This window comes from Priestia sp. SRI_019 (assembly GCF_057586255.1).
The window spans coordinates 1,518,883-1,538,358 of sequence record NZ_JBYCZN010000001.1; the positions used below are offsets into that span (position 1 = coordinate 1,518,883).

22 protein-coding genes are annotated in these 19,476 nt (G+C 38.1%); 16 read left to right on the forward strand and 6 right to left on the reverse strand.

All coding sequences use genetic code 11. The annotated features are described in order from the left end of the window. Both AC2YJL_RS08260 and AC2YJL_RS08265 read right to left on the reverse strand, forming a co-directional pair. A complete protein-coding gene (locus AC2YJL_RS08260; protein ID WP_230933047.1) occupies nucleotides 1-360 on the reverse strand; it encodes an ArsR/SmtB family transcription factor in 360 nt (119 codons plus the stop codon). A 299-nt stretch (nucleotides 361-659) separates the two neighbouring features. Further along, a complete protein-coding gene (locus AC2YJL_RS08265; RefSeq protein ID WP_251568677.1) occupies nucleotides 660-1,091 on the reverse strand; it encodes a PAS domain-containing protein in 432 nt (143 codons plus the stop codon). 504 nt (nucleotides 1,092-1,595) lie between these two features. Between AC2YJL_RS08265 and AC2YJL_RS08270 the strand changes: the two genes are divergently transcribed. The 7 genes from AC2YJL_RS08270 (at nucleotide 1,596) to qoxD (ending at nucleotide 7,892) form a co-directional block, all read left to right on the forward strand. Continuing rightward, on the forward strand, nucleotides 1,596-1,748 hold the full coding sequence (locus AC2YJL_RS08270; RefSeq protein ID WP_230933045.1) for a hypothetical protein: 153 nt from the start codon (nucleotides 1,596-1,598) through the stop codon (nucleotides 1,746-1,748). 479 nt (nucleotides 1,749-2,227) lie between these two features. Beyond that, nucleotides 2,228-2,575 (forward strand): rhodanese-like domain-containing protein, encoded by a 348-nt coding sequence (locus tag AC2YJL_RS08275; protein ID WP_028409228.1) that lies wholly within the window; start codon nucleotides 2,228-2,230, stop codon nucleotides 2,573-2,575. A gap of 309 nt (nucleotides 2,576-2,884) precedes the next feature. Beyond that, entirely contained in the window at nucleotides 2,885-3,463 is a 579-nt protein-coding gene (locus tag AC2YJL_RS08280; RefSeq protein ID WP_251568678.1) for a hypothetical protein, read from the forward strand. A gap of 565 nt (nucleotides 3,464-4,028) precedes the next feature. Further along, on the forward strand, nucleotides 4,029-4,982 hold the full coding sequence (gene qoxA, locus AC2YJL_RS08285; protein WP_050691424.1) for a cytochrome aa3 quinol oxidase subunit II: 954 nt from the start codon (nucleotides 4,029-4,031) through the stop codon (nucleotides 4,980-4,982). A gap of 46 nt (nucleotides 4,983-5,028) precedes the next feature. Then, the gene (qoxB, locus tag AC2YJL_RS08290; RefSeq protein WP_050691425.1) at nucleotides 5,029-6,972 is read left to right on the forward strand and encodes a cytochrome aa3 quinol oxidase subunit I; all 1,944 of its coding nucleotides are present in this window, start codon (nucleotides 5,029-5,031) and stop codon (nucleotides 6,970-6,972) included. Beyond that, a complete protein-coding gene (gene qoxC, locus AC2YJL_RS08295; RefSeq protein WP_050691426.1) occupies nucleotides 6,972-7,580 on the forward strand; it encodes a cytochrome aa3 quinol oxidase subunit III in 609 nt (202 codons plus the stop codon). The genes qoxB and qoxC overlap by 1 nt, the downstream gene beginning before the upstream one ends. Before the next feature lie 3 nt (nucleotides 7,581-7,583). Continuing rightward, complete coding sequence (gene qoxD, locus AC2YJL_RS08300; protein WP_013057824.1) at nucleotides 7,584-7,892, forward strand: cytochrome aa3 quinol oxidase subunit IV; 309 nt, start codon at nucleotides 7,584-7,586, stop codon at nucleotides 7,890-7,892. 29 nt (nucleotides 7,893-7,921) lie between these two features. Here the strand turns inward: qoxD and AC2YJL_RS08305 are convergent, their stop codons facing one another. After that, nucleotides 7,922-8,260, reverse strand: coding sequence for a hypothetical protein (locus AC2YJL_RS08305; RefSeq protein ID WP_195696533.1), 339 nt, complete (start codon nucleotides 8,258-8,260; stop codon nucleotides 7,922-7,924). A 1-nt stretch (nucleotide 8,261) separates the two neighbouring features. Next, a complete protein-coding gene (locus AC2YJL_RS08310) occupies nucleotides 8,262-9,041 on the reverse strand; it encodes an undecaprenyl-diphosphate phosphatase (protein WP_195696534.1) in 780 nt (259 codons plus the stop codon). Nucleotides 9,042-9,222: 181 nt separating this feature from the next. On the opposite strand from AC2YJL_RS08310, the gene AC2YJL_RS08315 reads away from it, so the two are divergent. From AC2YJL_RS08315 to AC2YJL_RS08325, 3 genes are all read left to right on the forward strand, one after another. Then, nucleotides 9,223-9,636 (forward strand): hypothetical protein, encoded by a 414-nt coding sequence (locus AC2YJL_RS08315; protein ID WP_251568679.1) that lies wholly within the window; start codon nucleotides 9,223-9,225, stop codon nucleotides 9,634-9,636. Between the two features lie 101 nt (nucleotides 9,637-9,737). Continuing rightward, nucleotides 9,738-10,280 (forward strand): GNAT family N-acetyltransferase, encoded by a 543-nt coding sequence (locus AC2YJL_RS08320; RefSeq protein WP_195696535.1) that lies wholly within the window; start codon nucleotides 9,738-9,740, stop codon nucleotides 10,278-10,280. A 133-nt stretch (nucleotides 10,281-10,413) separates the two neighbouring features. Next, a complete protein-coding gene (locus tag AC2YJL_RS08325) occupies nucleotides 10,414-11,241 on the forward strand; it encodes an LCP family glycopolymer transferase (protein ID WP_230933044.1) in 828 nt (275 codons plus the stop codon). Between the two features lie 34 nt (nucleotides 11,242-11,275). Here the strand turns inward: AC2YJL_RS08325 and AC2YJL_RS08330 are convergent, their stop codons facing one another. Beyond that, the gene (locus AC2YJL_RS08330; RefSeq protein WP_013057818.1) at nucleotides 11,276-11,539 is read right to left on the reverse strand and encodes a hypothetical protein; all 264 of its coding nucleotides are present in this window, start codon (nucleotides 11,537-11,539) and stop codon (nucleotides 11,276-11,278) included. A gap of 413 nt (nucleotides 11,540-11,952) precedes the next feature. Here AC2YJL_RS08330 and hutI point away from each other — a divergent pair, with 413 nt between their 5' ends. Then, nucleotides 11,953-13,230: an imidazolonepropionase gene (gene hutI, locus AC2YJL_RS08335; protein ID WP_487374704.1), complete on the forward strand. Its 1,278-nt coding sequence runs from the start codon at nucleotides 11,953-11,955 to the stop codon at nucleotides 13,228-13,230. A gap of 75 nt (nucleotides 13,231-13,305) precedes the next feature. Continuing rightward, nucleotides 13,306-13,680: a DUF7674 family protein gene (locus tag AC2YJL_RS08340; RefSeq protein ID WP_013057816.1), complete on the forward strand. Its 375-nt coding sequence runs from the start codon at nucleotides 13,306-13,308 to the stop codon at nucleotides 13,678-13,680. 47 nt (nucleotides 13,681-13,727) lie between these two features. On the opposite strand, the gene AC2YJL_RS08345 is transcribed toward AC2YJL_RS08340, so the two are convergent. Continuing rightward, entirely contained in the window at nucleotides 13,728-14,021 is a 294-nt protein-coding gene (locus tag AC2YJL_RS08345; RefSeq protein ID WP_013083888.1) for a DUF3817 domain-containing protein, read from the reverse strand. 260 nt (nucleotides 14,022-14,281) lie between these two features. Here AC2YJL_RS08345 and AC2YJL_RS08350 point away from each other — a divergent pair, with 260 nt between their 5' ends. From AC2YJL_RS08350 to AC2YJL_RS08365, 4 genes are all read left to right on the forward strand, one after another. Further along, entirely contained in the window at nucleotides 14,282-14,857 is a 576-nt protein-coding gene (locus AC2YJL_RS08350; RefSeq protein WP_230933043.1) for a TetR/AcrR family transcriptional regulator, read from the forward strand. Between the two features lie 33 nt (nucleotides 14,858-14,890). Next, a complete protein-coding gene (locus tag AC2YJL_RS08355) occupies nucleotides 14,891-15,340 on the forward strand; it encodes a DUF6188 family protein (RefSeq protein ID WP_195696539.1) in 450 nt (149 codons plus the stop codon). A 121-nt stretch (nucleotides 15,341-15,461) separates the two neighbouring features. Further along, nucleotides 15,462-18,500 (forward strand): efflux RND transporter permease subunit, encoded by a 3,039-nt coding sequence (locus AC2YJL_RS08360; protein WP_251568681.1) that lies wholly within the window; start codon nucleotides 15,462-15,464, stop codon nucleotides 18,498-18,500. Nucleotides 18,501-18,744: 244 nt separating this feature from the next. Next, a complete protein-coding gene (locus AC2YJL_RS08365; protein WP_195696541.1) occupies nucleotides 18,745-19,467 on the forward strand; it encodes a GDSL-type esterase/lipase family protein in 723 nt (240 codons plus the stop codon). The last annotated feature ends 9 nt before the right edge of the window (nucleotides 19,468-19,476 follow it).

The window sequence follows — 19,476 nt, forward strand, 5'->3', positions numbered from 1 at the left end:
TTAAATAGTTACGTCTTCTTTTTTAGCAAACATGATATCAATTACTTGTTTAATATGTGCATCTCTTAAAGAATAAAAAGCTAACTTTCCTTCTTTGCGATAATTGGCAATTCCTATATTACGCAGCAGTCTTAGGTGATGAGAAGCAGTCGCAACTGTAGAGCCTACAATATTGGCTACGTCACATACACATAATTCCTCGCCTTTATACAGAGCCAAGACGATTTTAAGCCTCGTTTCATCTCCTAACGCTTTGAACAGGACAGAAACCCCTTGAACAGCTTCGGCATCGATAGCAGGCTTAATACGGTTTACTTTTTCTTCATTAAAACAATAAATATCACAGCGGTCTTTTGGCATGATTTCCTCCTTCATTCAAACATTCAAATGATTGTTTGTTTATAATATATGTCAATTTTTAAAAATGTTCAAACATTTATTGAGTATTCGGAATTTTTTTCTGAGCAAAACATAAATATAGAAAGAATAAATATGAAAAGTATGCCTATTAGTGTATGTACTCTGGACTAAATGGTGCGGGCGAAAAGAGAATGACTTTACGTGTAGAACAAAACAAAAAGCCACCCCTATAGGTAGCCTTTCAATGACTTTAAAAATGATAGCAATAATGAAATACAGCTTAGACTTTGTTCACTTAATTAGCGTTTTAATCGATTAAATAATAAATCTGCTGCATTATTTAACACCTTGTCCGATTCTTTTAATCGTTTGTCTGAGTTTTCTAAATAGGATTGAGCAGATAATACAACATCTAACGGATCCTTGACATTCTTCTTTTCGGTACATACTAAATGCCCTACACCATTTTTCCAATGAATCGTGCATTTAAAATTTACAAATGTATCCTCGCTCGTTCTCAAACGCAAATGCCTGATGATGGGGTTAGATGAGGAGTACTGTGACAGCATCCACATTGCTTGTTTCCGGTCGTCTTTATGAATAATGCTCCACAGACTGGAGACTGAAGAAAAATAAGAATGTGCTTGACTAGAAAAATGAAGGATTTCACCTTCTTGATTTAATTGAAAGTAAGGAACGGGGATCCATTTAAGTATGTTACTTTCCATCATGCACCTCTCCCAACTTAAGTAATCTCTTTTACCATATCACAATTACCTAATATTTGTATGATTTTTATTAATTTCCCCGTGCTTTTTCCAGTTTTAAGCTGTAAAACCTAAAGAACTATTCAGTTTAAAACACTTGAAAAAAGAACGTATGTTCGATAAACTAAAAATTAAAGGAGCGAATTCTATGCGGCGGCTACTTCAAGAAAGCTACTCTTCAAAACGACCTGTTGAAATTATTTATATGGACGATAAAGGATGTTTGACACAGCGATTTATCATTGTGTATAAAATTTATCCTCAGAGCGTAAAAGCTTGGTGCTTACTAAGGAACGAGAAACGAACGTTTAAAATAGAGAATATCCTTTCATGCGGATTCAGCAATAAAAGAAAAAGCAGTTTTAGGCAGAAAGCTCACTCAATTTAAGAGTGGCTTTTTCATATCATTTCCTCTTATGGCGTGTGAGTTATTTTCATACACTATATCCACCAGAAAGGGGAATGAACATGACATTAAACCAAGGAAATAAAACTAAGCACAGCGCTAAAGGAAGAACGGAAAAAGATGATATGACCATGCAGGGTGAGAAAAACCAGCATGAAGCAAAAAGTACCTCTTTGTCTCATAACAATTGTCGGGCAAACCTTGATGGAGATTAATCTAAGAAAGGAAAGCTTTCGTTTCCGAAGCTTTCCTTTTTTGTGTATATCGCATTTTTAAGTTAACCTGTATTTTTCTGGGCCAATCACAATATAGTCTCTCGCTTCACGTGTTCATACTATCCTATCTCGCATCCTTCATTTGTAGAAACATCTTTCTAACGTTTGTGCAACATTGGTTCTACTATATTACTCATAAGCGAACTTCAGTTTTAACGGGAAAGAAAAGGGGAAATGAAAATAAAAATTCTGCGTTTCTTCATTATAATAAGAAAAAACGATCTGTTTACTAGTATTTAAATCTTTCGAAAAGTCAAAATAAATAATGATTGATTTCGTCACTTTATTGTGGTTTTATAATAAAGTGTAAAAAGACCATTTTTCTTTCAGAGAGAAATGAGATAGAGTACTTCTGTGTTGATTCTTTCTTTTGAATATAGTATACATACAGGGGTATAGAAATTAATTGGGAGGAAAACATGGCGATACTATATATGAGCATAGGTATTTTACTTTTATTAATTTGTTACAGTTTTTATAAACGCTATGTGCCGGTGCAGGGAATAAAGAAAGTGACGACCGCCGACTGTGCTTCTACAACAATTTCGTATGTAGATGTTCGTCATTTTCATGAAATGAAACAAAATCCCTGTCAAAAAGCAATCCATATTCCGCTTCCTTATTTAGAGAGACAGCATGAGGAAATTCCATATAAAGAAGTGGTCGTAATTGTTCCTGACAGCATTTCCCGAAATTTAAGCATCCGGCAGCTCAAAAAACATGGGTATCAGGTCAAGGGATACATGTGTGCGGAAAGATGTGTGTAATAAAAAGAACAGCAAATGACCCTTTATAGGGTTTCCTTTTGGAAAGCTGTGATATATAAGCTAAAAGATACCTGTGTCAAAATGGGTATCTTTTTTTGTTATGAAGATGAGAAGGGGGGGCAGGGAACGGTTTCTTTTGGTTCAACAGACACTGAGTCTTTTAGCGTATTTTTATGACAAAAGGTTTGAAAAATCCCTTTTGTGGTAAAAAAAAACGTAGTTCTCCTAGTGCATAGACAGAGGTTTAATAGGCAGTTATAATTTAGGCAATTACATAAAAGGGGAGTAAGCTAAGGAAGGTGAATAGATGTGCGAAAGATAAAGCGGTTGCTATTTCTGTTCATTTGTATAGCGGTTGTAATTGTTGCGTATGAGATGATTCGATATCCGATTAAAAACAATGCTACAAGTGTGCAGCAGCATTTGCGAAATTGGGAGCATAAAGAAAGTATTGATGGTTCTGCAAAGATTACGCTGCAAGATTTTAAACGGGTTGATCACTCTAATACATACATAGCCTTATTCTCCATACCTGGTGATAAAGAAGGAATGGCCGTATTGAAGCAAGGATGGAACAAACGCCTGCGTATTGAAGTCAGTACTAAAATGAGCAATTTAGTGGATTATGATGATATCCACACAAATAAAGGGACATATGCGCTGTTTACAGGAACAAATAGAAGTAAACAAATTGAGCGAGTAAAGGCGGCTTTGGTGCATGATACATATACCATTGATGCCGCGGTCCCAAAAAGTGATTATTTTGTGCTGTATGAAAAGATACCGAGTCATATTAAACATCCATTTCCAGCAACGACAACGCTGCTAGATAAAGCAGGGGATGATATCACGGTTAAAGAATTTATGGATCAGGAGCTGCGTGAATAACACGCAGCTTTTTTCTGTAATAAAAGCTTTTTAAAAAAATTCACGTTTTGTTCATATTTTCGAAAGAAAGAATTTTAAGCAAAGAAATCAAATATTTTCTACAAAATAAAGGGGAATTAACGGGCAAAATAAGGTTCATACAGAACGTCACATTTTCTTTGAAAATTTGTCACAAAATATTCAATTATGTCGATGTGTATTGATATATCAATGTTGAAGCAAACATGCAAAGCTAATTTTGCAGTTATTCCTAAAGAAATAGTTAAGAAATGGGAGCTTAATCCTTTTATTTACATTTATTCATACCAAATTATGTGATAGAATATCGCAAGGTTGAAGCACTCTAACCCCATTGGTACAGTCACTATATTAGAATATTTTTAATATAAAAAAATAAAGCAAAAGGGACGAAAAAAATGTCATTTTGTATTACAATAGTAGTGGCCTACAAATAAGGGGGAAGAGAGTCTGTATAAAAATGTCGTTATCTAGCGAAAGATAGCGCATTTTGAATGTTCATCAATATAGGCTTCGCATCATGTGTTGTTAGAAAGGAGAGTTTTAAGTGAAACCAAAAAAAGGATTTTGGAAGCTAGTAGGTTTACTATCTGCGCTTTCACTAGTATTTTTGAGCGGTTGTTCAAAGCTTGCTGTATTGAACCCGCAAGGTCCTGTTGCAAAAACGCAATCTGATTTAATCATTTGGTCTATGTGGATGATGTTGATCGTGGTTGTTGTCGTATTTGCTATTTTTATATTTGTTCTTGTCAAATATCGTGAAAAACCAGAAAACATGGACTATGAGCCACCTGAGCAAGAAGGTAACTTAAAGATGGAGGTTATTTGGACAGCATTCCCAATCATCATCTTAATTCTATTAGCAGTGCCAACTGTTAAAGCGATCTACTCTGCAGAAGAAGTACCGGCAGAATCAAAGGATAAAGATCCAATCGTGATTCACGTTACATCTGCAAACTGGAAATGGATTTTCAGCTATCCGGAACAAAATATCGAGACGGTTAACTACGTAAACATTCCAGCGGATACGCCAGTGAAATTTGAGTTAACGGCTCAAGGACCTATGAACTCCTTCTGGGTACCAGAACTTGGCGGACAAAAATATTCGATGAACAATATGTCAATGCCATTATACTTAGAAGCGGATAAGCCTGGTTCTTATATCGGACGTAGTGCTAACTTCTCTGGTGAACATTTCACTCAAATGCAGTTCGAAGTTCAAGCTCAAACGGACAAAGACTTCAAAGAGTGGGTTAGTGATGTAAAAGGTACAGCTGGTAAATTGACTGAAAAGAAATATGATCAAATCCTAAGCCCAGGCGTTGTTGGACGTCAAACTTACAACGGTACACATTTAAAATGGGTTGACCATGCAAAAGATGTATACATTCCTGGCAAAGAGCTAGAACGTGGTACAGGACATGACCACAGCAAGATGAAAGAAGACGAAAAAACGAGTAATGAAGAAATGGAAAACATGGATCACTCAAATCATGAATAACATTCATTTATTACACTAAATAACGCAATGATTGGGGGAAGACATAATGAAGCTAGATGAATTTTTCGTCACTGGCGAACCTATGATTTACGCTGCTGATGCAGCAATCGCTATGACGGTCATCGGTATCGTTTTTGTCTTAACATATTTCAAGAAATGGAAATGGTTATGGACAGAATGGTTAACAACAGTTGACCATAAAAGACTCGGTGTCATGTACATCCTTTCAGCTGTATTAATGCTTTTCCGCGGCGGAATCGATGGAATCATGATGCGTATGCAGCTTGCATTCCCGGGTATGAACATCTTAGATGAACATCACTACAACGGAGTCTTCACGGCTCACGGTGTTATCATGATCTTATTCATGGCAATGCCATTTATTATCGGACTAATGAACGTAATCGTTCCATTACAAATTGGTGCGCGCGACGTAGCATATCCGTTCCTAAACGCAATTAGTTTCTGGACATTCTTTATGGGAGCAATGCTATTTAACCTTTCTTTCGTAATCGGAGGAGCTCCTGATGCAGGTTGGACAAGTTACTTCCCGCTTGCAGGTAAAGAATTTAGTGAGGGCATTGCAAATAACTTCTATGCCGTTTCACTACAGATTGCTGGTGCTGGTACATTAATGACTGGTATCAACTTCTTTGTAACAATTTTAAAAATGCGTGCTCCTGGCATGACAATGATGAAAATGCCAATGTTTACTTGGTCAATCTTCATCACATCAATTATTATTATTTTCGCGTTCCCTGTATTAACAGTAGCGCTTGCACTTATGACACTTGACCGTGTATTCGGAACAGCCTTCTTTACAATGGCTAACGGCGGTCTTCCAATGATGTGGGCTAACTTATTCTGGATTTGGGGTCACCCTGAAGTATATATCGTTATTTTACCGGTATTCGGTGTCTTCTCAGAAGTTATCAGTACACATTCTCGCAAGAACTTATTCGGTTATAAAGCAATGGTAGTATCAATGGTCGGTATCGCATTCTTAAGTTACCTTGTATGGGTGCATCACTTCTTTACAATGGGTAACTCACCGTCAGTTAACTCGTTCTTCTCAATCACAACGATGTTAATCGCCGTACCAACCGGAGTTAAAATCTTTAACTGGCTCTTTACAATGTATAAAGGCCGTATCAAATTTACGACTGCGATGCTTTGGTCATTAGCGTTTATTCCAAACTTCGTAATCGGTGGGGTAACAGGGGTTATGCTTGCGATGGCATCAGCCGATTATCAATATCATAACAGTTACTTCCTAATCGCTCACTTCCACTATGTATTAATCTCTGGTACAGTGTTTGGCTGTTTCGCAGGTTTATACTACTGGTATCCAAAAATTTTCGGTCACACGTTGAACGAAAAATTAGGAAAAATTTCATTCTGGATTTTTGTTGTTGGATTTAACGTATGTTTCTTCCCACAATTCTTCCTAGGTTTAGACGGTATGACTCGTCGTATGCAAACTTATGCAGACAACCTTGGCTGGAACGGATTAAACTTAGTTTCAACAATCGGTGCATTTTTAATGGGTCTTGGCTTCTTCGTATTAGTAGTTAACTTATTATACAGTGCATGGAAAAACAAACGCGACACTGCAAACGATCCTTGGGATGGCCGTACACTTGAGTGGTGGACTAAATCACCAGTTCAAGCTTACAACTTTGCAGTAATTCCTCATGTGAAAGAAATGGATGCATTCTGGCACATGAAAAAACGTAATGAAACAGAAATTAAAGCAGAAGACTTAAAACCAATTCACTTACCAAGCAACTCTGGCGTGCCGTTTATCTCAGGTATTTTCTGGTTTATCGGTGGATTTGGCTTAGTATTTGAATGGATGCCAATAGCAATCTTCGGCTTAGCAGGTATTTTTGCTTGTATGCTTGCTCGTTCATTTGATTATGATCCGGGCTTCTATGTAAAAGTAGATGAAATTAAGAAGGTTGAAGGAATTACAGGGGGTGACAAATAATGGCAGGGCATTTAGATAAATCATTGCCGTTAGAATACCAAGAAGAACAAAGTCGCCTGAATATCCTTGGATTCTGGATTTTCTTAGGTGCCGAGATCGCGTTGTTCTCTACGCTGTTCGTAACGTACTTAACGTACCATACGCGCACAGCGGGTGGCCCTACTGCAGAAGAACTGTTCGTTGTTAAAGATTTTATGATCGAAACGCTGTTACTACTATTCAGTAGTTTCACGATGGGAATTGCCATCTTTAAAATGCGTAATAATGATTTAAAAGGACTTTTAGTTTGGTTCGTTATTACGCTTGTGCTTGGTGGAGGATTCCTTTTCTACGAAATTCGTGAGTTTTACGTGTACGCAGTTCACGAAGGTGCGACAATGCAAACAAGTGCCTTCTTATCAGGGTTCTTTACACTACTTGGAACGCACGGTCTTCACGTAACAGTCGGTGTATTCTGGGCAATCAGTATTATTATTCAATTAGTAAGACGAGGATTAACACCAGTTACTGCTCGTAAAGTATTTATTATCGGTTTATACTGGCATTTCCTTGATGTTGTATGGATCTTCATCTTCACGCTTGTATACTTGAACGGATTGGTGGGATAAGACATGGAAAATAAACAAGGCCAAAAAGCAGGTTTTCCGCTTAGTCATGTATTTGGGCTTATCCTTTCACTAGCCTTAACATTCGCAGCGCTTGGTTTAGTAGTGCTAGCTGATCTATCAAGAAGCATTACGATGACTCTTATCATGATCCTAGCGTTATTACAAGCAGCAATGCAGCTAGTAATGTTCATGCACATGACTGAAAGTGAAAATGGTAAAGTACAGGTTGCAAATATTCTTTACAGTTTCTTTATTGCACTTTGTATCGTTGTTGGTACACTGTGGATTCTTGCAGCTCACTTTAACCATTAAAAATAAAACCACTTACTTCGGTAAGTGGTTTATTTTTTTTCATTCAGTTTATATTTCAACGTTTGATATTCTCCCGTGGGAACTTTTTTTACTACTTTTCCTTTATCATCGCTATAAACATTTACTTGTTCGTACACTTCAATTCGGTATCCGCCTCTTTTTTCTGTTTTAACATGAACTTCTTTGACTGACATATTTAATTGTTCCGCCTCGTCTTCATCTGCAGAGGTTTCAACAGCTCCTCCATCAAGTGAAAGGTGAGATAAGCTGTCAAACGACTGCTGGGAATTGTTATCAATATAGCTTGTCACGACTAAAATGCCGGCAAAAAACAATACTAAAAAAAGCGTCCGGACTTTCATCTTCATTTTAAAACACCCCCGTAAACTGACAAACCAGCACGACTGCACCTAATATCCAAACGTAAATTGCAAACGTTTTTAATGAATGATTCTTTAAATAATTGATCATCCATTTTACCGCTACATAACCAAATAAAGCAGATGAAAGGGTGGCGACGAATAAAAAGAAAACGGAAAGCTGCTCGACTTCACCTGTGACTACATCTTTTAACTGAAGTAACACCGCTCCGCAAATGGCCGGAGTCGACAATAAAAATGAAAAGTAAGCGGCTGTTTCACGGTCTAATTTTCGCATTAACGCAGCTACCATCGTTAAGCCTGACCTGGATACAGCAGGGAATATCGCAGCTGCTTGAAATGAGCCGATAAAAAAGGCATCTCCGTATGAAATATGATCCATTTTTTTATAGCCATTTTTTACGGAATCACCAAACCATAACAGCAGTCCCGTCGCAAGAAATTCCCAGCCGATCGTTAAGCCAGATTTCGAAATACTGTCAAAATAGTCTTTGAACAAAAGACCAATCGCAACTGCAGGGATCGTTCCTATCACTAAAAGCCCTGTAAGCTTGCTAAACGGATGACGAATAATATGCCATAGCTCACGCTTATAAAAGACAAACACAGCAAGCAGAGTGCCCATATGGAGCATCGTATCTAAATACAATCCTGCATCGTCTAAACCAAACAAGTGGCGCCCTAAATACAAATGCCCCGTGCTGCTTATCGGTAAAAACTCTGTAAGCCCTTGAATGATTCCCAAAATAAATGCTTCAAACCACGACATCTTATCACCTCATACAGCGTGTCCTTATTAGTAGTGTATAGAGGAAGTTCTGAGAACATGACAAAAACATGGAAGTATAGGCATTCATTTAGTGAAATAAATACATAAAAATAGGTCATAGTATAAGAAGAGACGACCATTCTTATCTTTATCTCCTCCATAACGGAAAGAGGTGCTAAAAATGATACGAAAATGGGTTGCTGTATGCGTCGTATTCGCTGCTTTTATTTTTCCGCAGGCAGTAAGTGCTGAACAGCCAAAAGTAGAGGTATTTCAAATTGAAACGGGCAGAGTCGTTCGTTCAACGCCCAAACCTCCAAGTGTTCAAAAAGAAGCCGAAAAAAGTATTGCGTCCATTACTGGTTTATATAAAAAGGCAAGTCCGCTTCCTAAAAAAGGCTATCTTGTTAAAGTACCTCTTGATCCAGCCGTAAAAATTGAAAATAGTGCGATCAACACGCTGGCAAGTGAAGTTATTTTTGTTCTTGAGCCGAACAAAAAACCAATCATGATGGTATTTGACAATGAAAATAGAACCTATTTTTTTGAATTTACTCATGATTTAACTCTTTTCAGAAAAGCATTACAGCTATAAGTCATCGAAATGATGGCTTTTTTTTACATAGACAGTTGACAGTTTATTATGATAAATGTAATATATTTAGAAAAGTCAGAAATAATAAGGGGGAGAATTATGTGATAGCTTTACGACCATTCTCCAAAAAAGACTTTAAACAGCTAATGGAGTGGATTCCCTCCGAGTCATTTATGGTGCAATGGAGCGGCTCTAGCTTTTCTTTTCCGCTTACTCCTAGACAGTTAAAACACTACATTCGATATGCAAATGAAGATGGTGCTTCTACCTATGCTTTTTCGGTCATAGATGACAATGAACAGCTTATTGGGCATATTTCTCTGGCTCACATTGATTATTATCATAAAACAGGAAGAATTGGCCGAGTGCTGCTTGGTGAAAAGTATAGAGGAAAAGGACTTTGCTCGCACATGTTTGAAAAAGTGTTAGCTTTCGGTTTTGAAGAACTGGGTCTTCACCGAATTTCGCTCGGCGTCTTTGACTTTAACGAGCGGGCGATTCAGTCCTATGAACGAATTGGCTTTACACGCGAAGGCCTTCTTCGAGATGTCCGACTTGTAGATGGACAGTACTGGAGCTTAATTGAAATGAGTATGTTAGAAAGTGAATGGGCACAGCGTGATGTGCATCAAAAATCAAGCTAACATCTACTAGTGAAAAGCCAGCTTCTCAACAAGCAGGCTTTTTTGACGTGTGCTTAAATTTCTCTAAAAAGGTATAAATTTTCATTCATTAAGGCATATAGAGAGTAAGTGACGTGTAAAGGAGACCGTATGAATGAAAAAATACAAAATAGGGATCTTAGCGGCATGTATTTTGCTTTTAGGAACCGCTGGATTTGGAATTGTCTATCAACAGCAAACATCTGCTAAAGAGCAGCCTCACTCATTTAATGTACTGATGATGGGCGTAGATGAAAGGCCAGGAGATACAGGCCGCTCAGATGTATTAATGGTGGTTAACTTAGATACGAGCCACAATAAAGCAAAAGTTATGCCGATCCCTAGAGATACGCGCGTGCACATTGATGGAAAAGGAACGGATGAGAAAATTAATCATGCTTATCGATACGGAGGCATTCCTTTAACCGTACGCACGGTTGAGAACTTCTTAGATATCGATGTCGATTATTATGTGAAAGTAAATATGGAAGGCTTTAAAGATGTGGTAGATGAACTTGGCGGGGTAAACGTTAAGAACCCGTTTCCTTTTGTGTTTGATTCATTTATCTTTCCTGAAGGAGAAAATGCGTTGAACGGCGAAAAAGCTCTTGCCTATGTGCGGATGAGACACGAAGATCCAAAAGGAGATTTAGGAAGAAATAATCGACAGCGCCAAGTAGTGGAAGCCCTATTAGATAAAGGAATGAATATGTCAACGGTGAAAAACATTCCAAGTCTCCTCACGCTTGTAAAGAAGCATATTCGAACGAATATTGATGTCAGCGATGCATTTACGATGTATAACATCATTAAGAATGGACGGCCCGATTTCGAAACGGTAACGGTAAAGGGAGAAGGGCAAGTGGTAGATGGTACATGGTATTATGTTGTCAAACCATCTGAAAAAAAACAGCTGAGCGCTATGTTTCAACAAACCCATTAATAAAAAAGAGGGCTGAAGAAATTCAGCCCTCTTTTTATTCACCAATTTCTTCTTGACGCTGCAAGCAGGAAATTTGTTTTTTCTCTGGATGGACACCAAATGTATAGCCCCACGTTTGCAATTTATCTAGAATGATTTCATCTTTTTTAAAGCCAAAGATCATCACCACATCTTGGTTTTCATCTAAAAGCAAATACTTTTCATCTTTGCGCCACATCGTTAAGTTTGACGCGTAGAAAAGATTCCAGCCGTTATTCATGCGATGACCGGTTGCTTGGTTTTTATAGTTGACAATCATATTTCTTCCTCCATTAGTGAATCTTTCTAAAAGTAAAACTTCAAAGAATATTATAAACGTTCTATTCCTAGAAATCTATTATTTATCCTGTTGAAGGGAACTCGCCGTGGTGTTCATAAAATACATGTGATAAAAGATTTAGTATATAAGGATATATTTGTATAAAACGAAAGTCAATAAGTAAGAAAACGGAGAAAAGAAGGGTCTAAAAGCGTATATAATTGAAAAAAATATAAGTTATCTAGCTTTAAAGACTTAAAAACACGCTTTTCAGACCATGGACATGCTTTTTCAAATTTCTACCTACAAGAAAGAAGGCAGAGATGCGAAATGTGTAGGTGAATCTAAATGAGTTTACGGTAAACATGAGGCCCCAAAACGTGGTAAACGCTAGAAAAGGGGGAAATTCAACGATGTCAAAAAAAGCGCTATGGATTAAAAATGCTTCGCAAGTTGTAACGGCCAAAGAAGATAAAGGTCCTTTAGCTGGAAAAGAAATGAGAAACTTGACGGTGATTGAAAATGGCTCAGTCTGGATAGAAGGAGATCAAATTGTGACCGTAGGTACAACAAAAGAGCTAGAACAAAAATATGAAAGGGAAAGAAATGATGCAACGATTATTGATGCTTCTCATAAAATTGTGACTCCGGGTCTGATTGATCCCCATACACACGCTGTGTACGCTGGCTCGCGTGAAGAAGAATTTTATAGGCGGTTTGAGAGGCCAACTTCTTACTTGGATTTATTAGAAGAAGGCGGAGGTATTCACTCCACTGTCGTTCAAACACAGGAAGAGTATTCGTACCGGATTTATCAGCAGAGCTATGAGCGTCTTACGTCTTTTCTAGCTCACGGAGTCACAACTATAGAAGTGAAAAGCGGGTATGGCTTAGAATTAGAAACAGAACTAAAGCAGCTGCAAATCGCTAAAATGCTGAATGATACGCACGCAGTTGATGTAGTAAGTACCTTTTTAGGCGCCCACGTCGTACCTCTTGTATATAAAAAAGATACGCAGAAATATGTCAATTTACTTATTCACGAAATGATTCCTCAAATTTCTTCTTATAAGCTTGCAGCATTTAATGATGCTGTATGTCTTCCGAATGCTTTTTCATTCAAACAATGTCAAGAAATACTCGAAGCCGGGAAAAGCCATGGCATGCTTCCTAAAATACATGCCGACCCCTTTGAATACTGCAGAGGAGCAGAGCTCGCAGCAGAGGTAGGAGCGATATCAGCAGATTATCTTTTGTATGCTTCTGATGAAGGATTAAAGAAACTGGCTGAAAAACGGATCGTAGCCACGCTTTTACCGGGGAATTCCTTATTTGTTGGAATGAAATGGCCAGATGCTAGAAAAATGATCGATTTAGGCGTTCCGGTTACTCTTTCTACGGACTGCAATCCAGGTTCATCTCCAACGACTTCACAGCAATTTGTGATGAACCTGGCATGTATGAATATGAACATGAGTCCTGAAGAAGTGCTTGTAGCCACAACTATTAACGCAGCGCATGCTATTAATCAAGGAGATAAGATTGGGAGTATTGAAGCCGGAAAACAGGCTGACTTAGCGATTTTTAATGTCTCTAGTTATCGAACCCTTCAATATCAGTATGGCTTAAATCATATTGACTGCGTAGTGAAAAAAGGAGAAGTAGTTGTAGAAAACGGAAAAGTTTTGTAAAACAAGTTTATAGAAAAAGAGAAAAGGGTAAAGAATAGAGAATTTGTCACATATGCAAAGGCAGGGAATTTAGATATGATTACAAAACAAAATGTTATTCCATTACTAAAAGAAGCTTGCCCATCTTTTGAGCCAAGCGAAGAAGTGGACCTCAACGATAAAGACGAGCTGCAGCATGAATTAAGCCGTGTTGCGGGTCATTTAATCTCTCTAGAATATAACGGCCAGCTCCAGCGTGAACCGGACGTATTTGAAGCGATTGAACAGCTGTATATAGAAGGTGAAGCTGATGTGAAAGAAGCTGTTACAACGGGACTCTTTCAAGCAATGCATGAAATGATTATAGATCAGCAAATTAGTCCAGAAGAAATCGGAATGCTATTAAAACCTCACTCACTGAAGTGGTGGAAAACGATTGACCATTTTAGCGAAAACAGTGGTGAACAGTAAGGAAAAAGAACGTCATGGAAACATGATGTCCGTGACGTTCTTTTCTTTTACTGTTCTTTTTTCAGCTGTCTCTCTAAAATAAAAGGGCCAAACGGAATAACCGACATAAGAAACGCAAATAAAGAGCGGCCGATTGACCATTTATGCGCGAATTTTACATGAACGACTGCAAGAGCGTACAGCACAAAAAGTGCACCGTGTGCTGCGCCTACAACTGATACAGCTTCTGGTATGCCTGCTGCATATTTTAGGGGCATAGCAATGCCAAGCAGCAGTAAAAATGAAATTCCTTCTAAAATTCCTACTAAACGCAGGCGACCGATTGGTGATGTAAGAACCATGTTTTCTCCTCCCGTAACGACGGAATAAATTTCTGTATCAATGACAAAAATGTACCATAGCGGGCTCTTCATATACAAGCATCATTTGTATCTGTCACAAAAAAGTCGAAAACGCTTTAATTTGCTCTATAGAAGTGTTTGGTTTAAAAAACTGACATACTCTTGTGATGCAAGGGATAAAAGAGCACACTACGTGTTGACAAGTTAGTTTAATTATTTTATATGTATAGTATCGAAAACGTATGAGAGGATTTTTTACCATGACAAACCGAAAACAGCAGAGAGAGAAAATTTTAGATGCTGCTTTTGAAGTGTTCGGATCCAAAGGCTACTATGAAGCAAAAATGATTGATATTGCTAAACTAGCCGGTGTATCTAAAGGAACGCTTTACTTGTACTTTTCGTCTAAAGAGTCGCTTTATATCGCTGTGAACAATCGTTCGTTTGAGGAGTTTTTGTATCATGCAAAGCGAAGAACGGATGAATGCCAAACGTTTCATGAAAAGCTGTATTCAATTGCGAAGCATCATCTGCTCTTTTTTTATGAAACTAAAAAATATCCCGACTCTTTTTGGCAAGCCCCTCACCAAATGCCAGAGATGATGGGTCTTCTTCATCAATTTTTTGAGGATTATCACGGGCTTGTTGCTAAATTGATTGAAGAGCAGAAAATAAAAAATGCTTTTTTACATTCAAAAGCGTTTTGCAGCATGTTAAATGGGTATAGGATGGATATCGTTTCCGATGATGATATAACAGAAGAAGATATCATGAACTATGCGGAGTTCATTGTGAACTTATACATTGAAGGCTGCCATTTTGAGACCCAAAAATGACTCGTCGGTACTGGTTGATAATGGAGGGATATGATGAATACCAGCAGCACAGTAATTAATTTTTCATATTTTCAAGAACAAACCGTTACCAAGGTTAACACAGACAATACCCTGCCGTTTTCTCTTGGATTTAGTAAAGGTGGACTTGTGGCAGAATGTCCATGGAGAATAAAAAACAAACGCAGCATCTTGCTTGGTCAAGCGGACTGGAAATCGCTACATTCTGCCGAGCAGCGTCAGCAAGTCGAAGCGCTGCTGCTTGGCCAGCACATTATTTCTATACAGTGGTATGAAGATATCGGTATACTTCGAATTACGTTTTCTAATGGGTATGCGCTAGATATGTTTCACGACAGCTCGTTTTTTGAAGGTTGGGATTTATATGGTCAAGACGGCTTTTCCTTTATCTCGCTGCCAGGAGGAGCGTGCGACCATCAAATTTCAGTTTGTATAGACAGTTCATCAGCACATGAAAGGAGGTGAGTTTTTTTTGCGAAAAACTGACCCGTGGGTACTCTAAAATTGTTGAAAAATTAAAACGGGTCTGCAGCTATTAAAGGATGAAGGCTTCTCAAATAACTTAGTTACGTAACGGAGGAAAAAGATGAATTTTTTGACGAGATTTAGTTTAAAAAATGCGGTAGCTGTGTTTATCGTTTCATTTTTACTTATTTTAGCGGGGCTATATTCATTTTCAAAACTAAAAATTGATTTACTGCCGAATATCGAATTTCCGCAGCTGTCCATTGAAGCAACGTATCCCGGGGCTTCTCCTGATGACGTAAATGAAAGCGTCACGTCGAAAATCGAAGACCAAGTGAAAGGAATTGAAGGCGTTAAAAGCGTACAAAGCGTATCGTATGAAAACGTTGGTATTATTAATTTAGAATTCCCGTTTAATACGGATTTAGATAAAGTTGAACAGCAAATTAACTCGTCGATAAAAGAATTAGATTTACCAGAGTCATCAAATGTAGACGTAAATCGTTTTTCGTTTGGTTCATTCCCGATTTTCAACATTTCACTGTTTGCGAAAGATGATGCAAATCTTGAAAAAGTATTAAACGATGAAGTGATTCCTGAATTGAATAAAATTCAAGGCATTAACTCCGTCTCAGTTGGCGGCGTGAAAGAGGACCTTTTACAAATTACGGTCGATAAAGAAAAAGCAGCTCAAGCTGGCTTAACGCTTGATGAGATGAAAGAACAAATTAATCAAAAAGCTGTTTCATTCCCAGCAGGAACATTAAACGGAAAAGAGCTTCAAATTCCAGTGCGAGTAGAAGAAAAAGTTGCGACGATCGATGCATTAAAGAAAATCCAGCTGAAATCTACGATGAATCCTGAAGCAAAGCCTGTGAAGCTTGGCGATATTGCCAAAGTCGAAGCCGTAACAGAACAAGGCGAATATACGCGCTATGACGGCAAAGATGCGCTGTCGATGGCCATCACAAAAAAACAAGATGCCAATACGGTTGAAGTGGCAAGCGAAACGATGAAAATTTTGAAAAAATATGACGATCAGTTAGACTACGCAATCGGCTTTGACTCAGCTGACGGCATTGAAAAGTCTGTTGAAACATTAGTGCGTGAAGGATTGCTCGGAGCATTATTTGCGTCACTTGCCGTGCTGATTTTCTTGCGTAACTTCCGTGCTACAATCATTGCGATTATATCAATTCCATTATCGCTGTTAGTATCAGCTATTTTCTTAAACCAGCTTGATATTTCACTTAACATTATGACACTAGGCGGAATGGCTGTAGCCGTTGGGCGCGTAGTGGATGACAGTATTGTTGTGATTGAGAATATTTTCAGACGCGTACGCCGTTCAGAAGAAGGCATGAGCAATGAGCTTGTCGAATCGTCCACAAAAGAGATTTTAAAAGCCATTACCTCGTCTACGATTACAACGGTTGTGGTATTCTTGCCAATCGGCTTTGTAGGAGGAATTACAGGAGAGTTCTTCTTGCCGTTTGCCTTAACAGTTGTTTTTTCACTGTTAGCATCTCTTCTTGTAGCGATTACAATCGTGCCTATTCTAGCAAAGTTTGCATTTAAAAAAGTTCCGCCTGAAGAAAAAGAAGGAAAGCTGCAGCGCGGATATGCAAAAGCGATTGCATGGTCGCTTAATCATAAAATCAAAATTTTAATTTTGTCCTTTATTTTACTGTTTGGCTCATTTGCGCTTGTTCCTTCACTTGGCTTTACGTTTATTCCAAATGAAGAACAAAAAATGCTTCAAGCCAATGTTCAATTACCGGCATCTACATCACTTGAAAAAACAAACGATGTATCTTTAAAAATTGAAAAGATGTTTGCGGATCAAAATGAAATTTCAGATGTGACCACGGAAGTTGGATCACGCGACTTTTCAACAGGTGTAAAACGCCCGAACCAAGTTGGCTATTTCTTGAACGTAAAAGAAGGCGTGAATGTTGATACGTTTATTGATAAAGTTCAAAAGAAAATGGAAAGCATCACGAAAGAAGAATCACCGAAAGCAACAGTTAATGTGCAAGAAGCATCAACAGGAGGGCCTCCTACAAATAATAACGTAACGGTTGATTTGTATTCTTCCAATTTAGATGACTTGCAAAAGGCAGCTAAGCAAGTGGAAAACCACTTAAACAAAGACAAACGTCTTAAATATGTAACAAATAACTTCTCAGATAAGCAAAAGCAGCTTGTAGTAGAAGTAGATCCTGATAAAGCCGCAGAGTACGGAGTATCTGGATTTCAGCTGCTTGGTACAATCTCTGATCAAACCAAACCAGTATCCGTTGGAGACTTAAAATTAGACAATACAAAACGAGCGGTTCAGCTTTCGTACGATAAAGATCTTAGTTCAGTAAAAGAAATTAAAGATCTTCAAGTATTTACAGAGCGAGGGCCTGTGTTAGTAAAAGATATCGCTGACGTTCGTACAATTGATACGTTCACTTCTATTCAAAAGCTTGACGGCAAAGTATTTGCGCGAGTAGAAGCAGACATTAAAGGCGACGATGTTCAAGCTGTGACCAAAGATGTTGTAGATGGAGTGAAAAAGTTAGACTTGCCAAAAGATGTGAGCTTGGACGGTGGAGGCGGAAGCGACGAGACAGTGGAAGTCTTCCAATCTCTAGGTCTAGCTATTTTAACAGCAATTGGCCTTGTGTATTTAACGATGCTCGTTACGTTTGGAAAAGCGCGCATTCCATTTATCATTTTATCGTCACTCATTTTTGTGCCAATCGGTTCGTTAGTTGGCCTAGTCCTTGCAAAAGAACCGCTGTCTGTCAGCGTCATGATTGGATTCTTAATGCTGATCGGAATTGTTACAACAAACGCGATTGTGCTTGTAGATCGAATTACCCAAAATCGTGAACAAAAAGGCATGACAATCCGCGAATCCCTTATTGAAGCTGGGAAAACGCGCTTGCGTCCAATTTTAATGACGGCATTTGCTACCATTGCTGCATTAATTCCGCTGGCGCTTACTACGTCAAGTGGAACGCTGATTTCAAAAGGCTTAGCTATCACGGTAATCGGGGGGCTTACGTCATCTACCCTTCTTACCTTAATTATTATTCCAGTGGTATACGAACTCTTCTTCGCAAAGCAAGTAAAAAGAGAAAAACAGCTGGAAAAAGAAACGACATAAGAACTATTTTCTAATAGAGGAAAATATGACCATAGACTATATGTTATAATAAAAGTACGTTTTAACCCCTTATATTATAGAAAAAGAAGCGACGCTTTCGAGCGCCGTTTCTTTTTTGTGTAAAATCATTATTTACAAAAAATGATTAAATGTCTTGTATGGAGGGAAAGAGTGTTAACAGGAAGCTTTACTATATCCTCGTAGAGTTATCTAAAAACATACAAAGTACAGGAGTGTCGTTTTCGTGAGTTCAACAAAGAAAGTTGTATTTATCAGTTCCATTATTTTAAATGTCCTTTTCATAGGTGTTTTTGCTTTTTATGCCACAAGCAGCAGCGCAATGAAAAATCCGCTGTCATCTAAGGATTCGTCTAAGCAAAGCTATAAAGATAATCCTTATTACATTGAACGGACCACTTTGTTTAAGCAATTAAGTATTCCTAAAGAGTCAATCGTATTTCTCGGTGATAGCATTACCCAGCGCTCTGAATGGAGCGAACTTTTTCATAATAAGCAGATTGTCAATCGAGGCGTAGCCGATGATACAACAGAAGGGGTATTGCATCGTCTAAAAAGTATTACAGATGCTAAGCCAAAAAAGATTTTCTTAATGATTGGCATTAACGATTTAAACGAGCAAAAATCTGTAAAAAAAACCAAAGCCAATTACGCTGAAATTCTTGAACGTATTCATAAAGAATCACCAAATACAAAAGTCTACATTCAAAGTGTACTGCCCGTGAACAATAAAAAATGCGGCGACGCAGTGGACAATAAAGATGTTATCGCATTAAATAACTATTTAGAGCGTCTGGCTAAGAAACACAATGATTCTTACATTGACCTGTATTCGAAAGTATCTACACATAATCAGTTAAAAAGTAATTTCACGGTTGATGGTCTTCATTTAAAAGGCCAAGGCTATGCTATTTGGAAACAAGAGGTTCAGGCATACGTAAACCAATAAAAAAGCGCT